Source organism: Kitasatospora putterlickiae (genome assembly GCF_039527695.1).
GTDB lineage: Bacteria > Actinomycetota > Actinomycetes > Streptomycetales > Streptomycetaceae > Kitasatospora > Kitasatospora putterlickiae.
Genome location: NZ_BAAAKJ010000484.1, coordinates 9,792 through 18,641, shown reverse-complemented (window position 1 = coordinate 18,641; position 8,850 = coordinate 9,792). Strand labels below are relative to the sequence as shown.

Below are 8,850 nucleotides of genomic sequence, written 5' to 3'. Positions count from 1 at the left end.
GGGCGGCAGCGGCGCCCAGGCGATCATCAGACCGCCGCCGATCAGACCGGGCAGGACCCCCAGGCCGAAGCCGCCCAGGTTGGAGACCGGGATCGCGACCAGGGTGAGCAGGGTGGTGGCGATGCCCGCGAAGACCCGGACGAGCGGCTGGAACCAGGCGGTCAGCCCGAGCACGATCAGCAGCACCCCGATGATCAGCGCGCCCGCGCCGCCCGTGGTGGCCATGGCGAGCGTCATGCCGCTGAACGACAGGTTGGCGTACGGGAAGTACATGATCGGGATGCCGGCGAGGACGGCCAGCAGCCCGCCGTAGAACGGCCGGGAGCGGCGGAAGTCACGGAACACCCGGCGTACCCACCGGAAGGGGTTCTCGCGCTCGGCGGGCCGCGGCTCGGCAAGGGTGCTGGACACGATGCAGCTCCTCGATGAGGTGACGAGGTGAATCGGAAAAGGGGGAACCCGGGGACGGCGGCCCCTACGGCCGCCGCCCCCGGCCCCGACCCGCCGTCAGGCGGTCGGCCGGTCAGCTGAGGAACCGGCTCAGAAGCACTCGTGGCCCGCGTCGGTGAAGAGGTTGAGCTTCAGGCCCCTGAGCTTGAAGGTGCCCGCCGAGGTGGCCCACGCGGTCTGCTTGGCGCCGTACAGGTCGGCGGTCTCCGCGGCCTGCGCGAAGCCGGTCTTGCCGCTGGGCAGGCCGGACTTGAGCGCGGACGTCCACCCGCTGGTCGCCGTACCGGTGAGGGTGGAGGCGTCCTGGCCGATGTTGATGTTGCCGAACTCGGCGTCGGCCTCAAGGGAGTCGAGGTCGATCAGCAGGTTGGCGGCCTCGACCTGACGGTCCTGCTGGTCGCTGTCGCCGGCCTCCAGGCGGAGGGTGATCTTCGGGAGCTTGAACGGCAGCGGGATCACGTTCGGGTCGGTGACCAGCGACTGGCACAGGCCCTTGATCCGGGCCGTGTCGAAGGCCGAGACCGCGACCGGGTGGGTCGTCTTGTCCTTCTCGACGTCGATCGAGCCGAACTGCGCGAAGTTGGTGCCGTGCAGTTCCTTCGCGGAGACCTTGAACTGCTGGCCCGAGATGCTGAACGAGGCGGCGAGCGCGCTGTTCGCCAGGCCGACGCCGACCGCGGCGGTGGCCGCGAGGCTCGGCACCATCACCAGGGCGAAGCGCTTCCAGCGGGTCTTGCCGTAGGTCTTGGACATGCGTGTCCTCCTTCTGGGACGTACATCTCCGGCTCCCCGGTGGCGAGTCCCGCACCGGTGGGGGCCTGGGATGGGAGAGAGCTACGTCCTCGGTAGCGGAGAGCGCCGTGGCGACACGGGCGATCCCCCCGAGCGACAACCAGTGACCGCGCGGGTGGCGCGGTCGTGCGAAGGACAGGAACCGCCGTGGGACCCGCGGACACCCCCCTGCCCTCTCGCCGGCGGCATGGCCGCCGGCCGCCCGGTGGGGATCCCCTCCTCCGGGTCCGCCGACCGGCTGCCGGCGGGGGTCGAGGTTTGGGGACCGGGCGTGCCGATGCTGCTCGAATCCCGGGCGAAGCACAAGAGGTCGCCTTACTGACGGGTAATCCCACAGAGACGCAAATGATCATGGGATCTGCACCTCGACTACGCAGCGTCATGAAATGGAGGATTGGTGAGGGCGAAATCCTCCGGAAACGCCAGCGAAACACCCGTGGACGGTCACATGTCGTGACCGTCCACGGGTGTTGTCAAGATTTGGTAAACCTCAGAGAGGATGACCGGATTGTCGCCAAATCACCGGGCGGCACCGCAGGTCATCAGCCGTGTCACCGACCGGAGTTCAGAACAGCACCCGGGCCAGCGCCTGGCGGGCCGCGGTGACCCGCGGGTCCTCCGGGCCGATCACCTCGAACAGCTCCAGCAGCCGCAGCCGGACGGTGTCCCGGTCCTCGCCGAAGGTCTTGCCGACCGTCGACACCAGCCGGCCGAAGGCGTCCTCGACGTGCCCGCCGACCAGGTCCAGATCGGCCGCCCGCAGCTGGGCCTCGGCGTCCTTGGGGTCGGCCGCGGCGGCCGCCCGGACGGACTGCGGGTCCAGCCCCTCGATCCGCTGCAGCAGCTGGGCCTGGGCCAGGCCGACCTTGGCCTCGGCGTTGCCCGGCTGCTCGGCCAGCACGTTCCGGTAGGCCTGGATCGCACCGCCCAGGTCCCCCTGGTCGAGCGCGTCGTGGGCCGCGGCCAGCGCCGGGTCCTCCGGCCGGTGCGGAGCCGGGGCCTGCGCGCCGCCCTCGGCGGGCGCGCCACCGGTGCCGACGATGCCGAAGCGCTGCTCGGCGACCAGGATCAGCTGGTCCAGCACCTTGCGGACGTTGGCCTCGTTCTCGGCGCCCTGGAACAGCGGGACCAGCTGACCGGCCACCACGGCCATGACGGCCGGGATGCCCTGGATGCCGAACTGCTGGGCGATCAGCTGGTTGGCGTCGACGTCGATCTTGGCGAGCACGATCCGGCCGGCGTACTCCTCGGCCAGGCGCTCCAGGATCGGGCTGAGCTGCTTGCAGGGCCCGCACCACTCGGCCCAGAAGTCGACGACCACCGGCACTTCGGTGGACCGCTGGACGACCTCGGCCTCGAAGGTGTCCTCCGTGACGTCGATGACGAGCGGGTACCCGGCGCCGGCCGGGGCTTCCCCGGCCGCCTCTCCGGCGGCCGCCTGGCGGGCCCGCTCGGCCCGGGCCTGCTCGGCCTTCTGGGCAGCCTCGCCGGCTGCCTTCACCGCGGCGAGGTCGACCGCACCACGCAGGGCGGCACTGTTGAGACGAGAATTCCGTGGCTGCATGGCACCATCCTCCCCCGCCCGCGCCGCTGGTGGACACCAACCTCCCGGAAAACGCCCCGCGCGGGCTGCGCGGTCCCGATTCCCGGGGTGGCGGAGCCACTCCCCGATAGCCTGAACCGTTCGGCGCGGATCCCCATCCACGCCCGCGCCGCTCCCGTCCCACGGGGACACGGCGCCTGGTCGTCGCTTTCGCTACGAGTCGTAGCGTAACTGGCCCCCGGGCACCCGCCGCAACCCCCGACCGCCCCGACGCGACGTGAGGTGGGCCACTTTCCCGGACGACTCGACTGTCCTGAACACGTAAGAGTCGCTACCGTTACCAGCCCCACGCAGGTTACTTACCGGTAGATCGCAAGGAGGCCCGTTGCCGGCGCCCCAGCCACCCGTCCCGGAGAGCCCGGAAACCGCCGCCACCCGGGCCAAGGGCCGCCCGCGCAGCGCCGCCGCCGACCGCGCCATCCTGGACGCCACCCGCGAGGCGCTGGCCGAACTCGGCTGGGGCGGACTCACCATGGGCCACGTCGCGACCCGCGCCGGCGTCGCCAAGACCACCCTGTACCGGCGCTGGCCGTCCAAGAACGAGCTGGTGGTGGACGCCGTCGCCAGCCTCTTCGACGAGCTGGTGATGCCCGACCTGGGCAGTCTGCAGGCCGACATCGAGGCGGTGGTGGCCCAGTTCGCCGCGCTGCTGGCCCGCCCGGAGAGCCAGGCGGCGCTGCTCGCCCTGTTCGCCGAGGGCACCCGCGACCGTCAGCTGCGCCGGCGGATCAGGGAGGCGATCGTCGACCCGCAGAAGCGGCTGGTCCGGCAGGGGCGCACGGCCGCCCAGGCGCGCGGCGAGCTGGCCCCGGACCTCGACGAGGCGACCGCCCGCGAGGAGGTCGACATCATCTTCGACACCATCGCCGGCACGGTCGAGCACCGGGTGCTGGTCAGCGGCGAGCCGGTCACCCCCGAGTGGACCCGGCGCTTCACCGTCCTGCTGCTCGGCCCCTTCCCGGTCCCGTCGGCCGGCTGAACGCGCGCGGAGGCCGCCCGGCGCCCCTCCGCGGGGTGCCGGGCGGCCTCGGCGGGTGGCTCAGAACCGGGCGACCTCCCGGTAGATCCCCCACTCCTCGCGCAGCGCGTTGCAGATCTCGCCCAGGGTCGCCTCGGCGCGCACCGCGTCCAGCATCGGCGGGATCATCGACGCGCCGGACCGCGCGGCGGCCAGCATCGCGTCCAGCCCGGCCCGCACCGCGGCCTCGTCCCTGGCCGCCTTGCGCGCGCCCAGCACCCGGACCTGCTCGCGCTCCACCTCGTGGCTGACCCGCAGGATCTCCAGCTCGGGGGTGACGCTGCGCGGGTGGCAGTTGACGCCGACGACCCGCTTCTCGCCCTTCTCCACCCCCTGCTGGTACTGGAAGGCGGCCTCGGCGATCTCTCCGGTGAACCAGCCGTCCTCGATCCCGCGCAGGATGCCGGAGGTGATCGGGCCGATCGCGTGGTCCTCGCGGCCCTTGTCCAGGATCTTCCGGAAGATCTCCTCGGCCTGCCGCTCGATCCGGTCGGTCAGCGCCTCGACGTACCAGGAACCGCCCAGCGGGTCGGCGACGTTGGTGACGCCGGTCTCCTCCATCAGCACCTGCTGGGTGCGCAGGGCGATCTCGGCGGCCTGCTCGGAGGGCAGCGCCAGGGTCTCGTCCAGGGCGTTGGTGTGCAGCGAGTTGGTGCCGCCGAGCACCGCCGAGAGCGCCTCGACGGCGGTGCGGACCACGTTGTTGTACGGCTGCTGGGCGGTGAGCGAGACCCCGGCGGTCTGGGTGTGGAACCGCAGCCACTGGGCCTTGTCGGTCTTCGCGCCGAACCGCTCGCGCATCCAGCGGGCCCAGATCCGGCGGGCGGCGCGGAACTTGGCGATCTCCTCGAAGAAGTCGAGGTGCGCGTCGAAGAAGAAGGACAGGCCGGGCGCGAAGACGTCCACGTCCAGGCCCCGGGAGAGGCCCAGCTCGACGTAGGCGAAGCCGTCGGCCAGGGTGTACGCCAGCTCCTGCGCGGCCGTCGCCCCGGCCTCGCGGATGTGGTAGCCGGAGACCGAGAGCGGCTTGTACGCCGGGATGCCGTTGGCGCAGTACTCCATGAGGTCGCCGATCAGGCGCAGGTGCGGCTCGGGTGCGAAGAGCCACTCCTTCTGGGCGATGTACTCCTTGAAGATGTCGGTCTGCAGGGTGCCGTTGAGCACCCCCGGGTCGACGCCCTGCCGCTCGGCGGCGACCAGGTACATGCAGAAGATCGGCACCGCCGGGCCGCTGATCGTCATCGAGGTGGTGACCTCGCCCAGCGGGATGCCGCGGAACAGCACCTCCATGTCGGCGGCCGAGTCGATCGCCACGCCGCAGTGGCCGACCTCGCCGAGCGAGCGCGGGTCGTCGGAGTCGTAGCCCATCAGGGTGGGCATGTCGAAGGCGACCGAGAGGCCGCCGCCGCCCGCCTCCAGGATCATCCGGTACCGCTCGTTGGTCTGCTCCGCGTTGCCGAAGCCGGCGAACTGGCGGATGGTCCACGTCCGGCCGCGGTAGCCGGTCGGGTGCAGGCCCCGGGTGTACGGGTACTCGCCGGGCCAGCCGATCCGCTCGAAGCCCTCGTAGGCCTGCCCGGGCGCCGGGCCGTACACCGGCTCGACCTCGTCCCCGGAGAGGGTGGTGAAGTCCGCGTCCCGCTTGCGGGCGCTGTCGTACCGCTGCTGCCAGCGCTGCCGCCCGCGCTCGATCTCCTCGGCGTCCATGACCCCGAACTCCGCTCCGTACGGCCGCCACACCAGCGGGCGGCACAGCTGTTAGGACGTCCTACTAATTTACTCGGACGTCCTAGTACTTGTCGACGGATACCCGGCCACCCGCACCGGGGGCATGCGAAAGGCGCCCTCCCCCGTGCGGGGAAGGGCGCCCAGGGGCTTCGCTCAGACGCCGGCCGGCTGGCGGGCGGGGTCACCGGCGGACAGCTTGGCGGCGGCCTCGGCGGCCACCTTGCGCTCGGCGACGAAGGAGGCGAACGGGATGCAGCCGGCGGCCAGCGTGAAGATCATCCGGCCCAGCGGCCACTTGAGCTTCTGGCCGAGCATGAAGGTCACCACGAAGTACCCGATGTAGAGGTAGCCGTGCAGCATCGCGACGTAGGTGGTCAGGTCCTCGGCCGCGTCGAAGCCGTACTTCGCGACCATGAAGCCGCAGAACACCAGCAGTGCCACACCGGTCGCAACGGCCAGGGCGCGGTACCAGCCCAGCAGGGGGGTCGCCTTCATCGTCTTCATCGCCTCGCTCGGCAGCTTCGGGGGGTACGTCCGGATCCGCGCACCGCTCACACGAGGGTAGCCGCCCTCACGCCTCCGGCCGCGCAGGCCCCTCGCCGGGGACCTCGGCGAAGTCGCCGGCCGCCACCCGCAGCGGGCGCAGCAGGTCGAAGACCTCGCGGCACTGGTCGGCGCCGTACTCCTCCAGGCCGAACTCCATCGCCATGAGCTCCCGGGTGGCGCCCTCGACGGTCTCGCGGCCCCGCTCGGTGATCGCGGCGAGCACGCCCCGGCCGTCCAGCGGGTTGGGGCGGCGGGCGACCAGGCCGGCCCGCTCCAGGCGGTCGACGGTGTTGGTGACGCTGGTCGGGTGGACCATCAGCCGCTCGCCGATCTTGGAGAGCGACAGCTCGCCGGTCCGGCTGAAGGTGAGCAGCACCAGCGCCTCGTAGCGGGCGAAGGTCAGCCCGTACGGCTTGAGCGTCGCGTCCACGCGGGAGAGCAGGATCTGGTGGGCCCGCATGATCGAGGTGATCGCCGCCATCGCGGGGACGGCCCCCCAGCGGCGGGTCCAGAGCTCGTCGGCGCGGGCGATCGGGTCGAAGTCGAGTGCGAGGGGCTTGGCCACCTCCTTACCGTACCGGCGGGCGGGGCACGGGCTACCAGGCGTCCTGATGGTGGACAAGCGCGACACGTGGCGGGAACACGCCAGTGGGCCCGTCAGGTCCGTACCAGCGGGTTGCGGGGCCGTGAACGGGCACCAACCGTCCCTCCGGCCGGGGTGATTGACCCTCCGGACGGCGTCCGCCGCGCTATCAGGCGGCGGTTCGGACGGTAACCCGCTGAAAGACGGGGCGATTCGCCCCTTTTGTCACCCTGTTCACCTTCCGTCACATTGGCGGGACCTGGCCAATCCATGAACGAGACCTGTCATTTCACTTGTCGGATTGTCATGCTTTCCGCCAGCCCCGTCCGGTGGCCGCCACCCCACTCACCGGTGGCCACCGTGGACCGCACGGAGCAGCACGTCAGCGCCCGTTCCGCCCCTCAGGTGCCAGCCCCGGCACCCCGGAACGCGGCGCGACCGCGCACACGCGGTTTCCCGGAAGGACCTGTACGTGAAGCGAAAGCTCGCAGCCGTCGCCGTACTCTCCGCCACCACCCTCCTCACCGGCGTCATCCAGGTCGGCACCACCGCCCAGGCCACCCCCACCCCCTCGGTCCAGGCCCAGGCCGCTCAGCACCGCGCCGGCCTGATCGCGCTGGCCAACGGCCAGGCCGGCCCGCTGGCCAAGGCCCTCGGACTGGGCGGCCAGGAGACGCTGGTCGCCAAGGACGCCGTGGTGGACGCCGACGGCACGCGCCACCTCCGCTTCGAGCGCACCTACGCCGGTCTGCCGGTGCTCGGCGGCGACCTCGTCGTCCACCAGGGCGCCGACGGCGCGGTCAAGGCGGTCGACAAGGCCGTCGCCGCGCGGATCGCGGTGCCGAGCCTGACCCCGAAGGTCCCCGCCGACCAGGCCGCCGCGCAGGCCTCCGGCGCGGTGTCGTCCACCGTCGGCGTCGTCGCCGACAAGGACGAGTCCCCGGTCACCGAGGTCCACCGGACGGGCGCCGCCCAGCTGGTCGTCTGGGCCGCCGACGGCGAGCCGCGGCTGGCCTACCGGACCACCGTGGAGGGCGTGCGCGCCGACGGCACCCCGAGCAGCCTGCTGCTGGTCACCGACGCCGCCACCGGCCAGGTGCTGTCCAGCCACGAGCAGGTGCAGACCGCCTCCGGCACCGGTACCGGCGTCTTCGTCGGCACCGTCCCGCTGACCACCACCACCGCCACCGGCGGCTACTCGCTCAAGGACGCCTCGCGCGGCGGCCAGTCCACCAGCGACCTGAAGAACCGCACCTCCGGCTCGGGCACGCTGTTCACCGACACCGACAACGCGTGGGGCGACGGCACCGCCGCCAACCGCCAGTCGGCCGCGGTGGACGCCCAGTTCGGCGCGGCGGCCACCTGGGACTACTACAAGAACGCCTTCGGCCGCAACGGCATCAAGAACAACGGCGTCGGCGCCACCAGCCGGGTCCACTACGGCAGGAACTACGTCAACGCGTTCTGGAGCGACTCCTGCTTCTGCATGACGTACGGCGACGGCGCCAACAACCTCAACCCGCTGACCGCGCTGGACGTCGCGGGCCACGAGATGACCCACGGCGTCACCTCGGCCACCGCCGGGCTGAACTACTCCGGCGAGTCCGGCGGCCTCAACGAGGCCACCTCGGACATCTTCGGCACCATGGTCGAGTGGTCCGCCGACCTCCCCGCCGACCCGCCGGACTACCTCATCGGCGAGGAGATCGACATCAACGGCGACGGCACCCCGCTGCGCTACCTGGACAAGCCCTCCAAGGACGGCGGCTCGGCCGACGCCTGGTCCTCCTCGGTGGGCGGCCTCGACGTCCACTACTCCTCCGGCGTGGGCAACCACTTCTTCTACCTGCTGGCCGAGGGCAGCGGCGCCAAGGTGATCAACGGCGTCGGCTACAACAGCCCGACCTCCAACGGCTCGACGGTCACCGGCATCGGCCGGGACAAGGCCGCGGCGATCTGGTACCGCGCGCTGACCGTCTACTTCACCTCGACCACCAACTACAAGGCCGCCCGCACCGGCACCCTGAGCGCCGCGGCCGACCTCTACGGCGCCGGCGGCGCCGAGTACAACGCGGTGGCGGCCGCGTGGAGCGGCGTCAACGTCAACTGACGCACCGGTCGACGGACGTC

At 71.8% G+C, this 8,850-nt stretch carries 8 protein-coding genes; 2 read left to right on the top strand and 6 right to left on the bottom strand.

Annotated features, from left to right (window positions below):
* The 3 genes from ABD308_RS37570 to trxA form a co-directional block, all read right to left on the bottom strand.
* A partial coding sequence (locus ABD308_RS37570; protein WP_344345206.1) for a DUF6114 domain-containing protein occupies positions 1-411 on the bottom strand: 411 nt, incomplete at its 3' end.
* Positions 412-540: 129 nt separating this feature from the next.
* Positions 541-1,203 carry a DUF6230 family protein gene (locus ABD308_RS37565; protein ID WP_344345203.1) on the bottom strand — a complete coding sequence of 221 codons (663 nt, stop codon included), beginning with the start codon at positions 1,201-1,203 and terminating at the stop codon, positions 541-543.
* A gap of 604 nt (positions 1,204-1,807) precedes the next feature.
* Positions 1,808-2,806 carry a thioredoxin gene (gene trxA, locus ABD308_RS37560; protein ID WP_344345200.1) on the bottom strand — a complete coding sequence of 333 codons (999 nt, stop codon included), beginning with the start codon at positions 2,804-2,806 and terminating at the stop codon, positions 1,808-1,810.
* Positions 2,807-3,170: 364 nt separating this feature from the next.
* On the opposite strand from trxA, the gene ABD308_RS37555 reads away from it, so the two are divergent.
* Positions 3,171-3,824 (top strand): TetR/AcrR family transcriptional regulator, encoded by a 654-nt coding sequence (locus tag ABD308_RS37555; RefSeq protein WP_344345197.1) that lies wholly within the window; start codon positions 3,171-3,173, stop codon positions 3,822-3,824.
* Positions 3,825-3,884: 60 nt separating this feature from the next.
* Here ABD308_RS37555 and icmA read toward each other — a convergent pair whose 3' ends face one another.
* From icmA to ABD308_RS37540, 3 genes are all read right to left on the bottom strand, one after another.
* Entirely contained in the window at positions 3,885-5,570 is a 1,686-nt protein-coding gene (gene icmA, locus ABD308_RS37550; protein WP_344345195.1) for a coenzyme B12-dependent isobutyryl-CoA mutase large subunit, read from the bottom strand.
* Between the two features lie 174 nt (positions 5,571-5,744).
* A complete protein-coding gene (locus ABD308_RS37545; protein ID WP_344345192.1) occupies positions 5,745-6,086 on the bottom strand; it encodes a DUF3817 domain-containing protein in 342 nt (113 codons plus the stop codon).
* A 76-nt stretch (positions 6,087-6,162) separates the two neighbouring features.
* Positions 6,163-6,702 carry a MarR family winged helix-turn-helix transcriptional regulator gene (locus tag ABD308_RS37540; RefSeq protein WP_344345188.1) on the bottom strand — a complete coding sequence of 180 codons (540 nt, stop codon included), beginning with the start codon at positions 6,700-6,702 and terminating at the stop codon, positions 6,163-6,165.
* Positions 6,703-7,192: 490 nt separating this feature from the next.
* On the opposite strand from ABD308_RS37540, the gene ABD308_RS37535 reads away from it, so the two are divergent.
* The gene (locus tag ABD308_RS37535; protein WP_344345183.1) at positions 7,193-8,830 is read left to right on the top strand and encodes a M4 family metallopeptidase; all 1,638 of its coding nucleotides are present in this window, start codon (positions 7,193-7,195) and stop codon (positions 8,828-8,830) included.
* Positions 8,831-8,850: the final 20 nt, after the last annotated feature.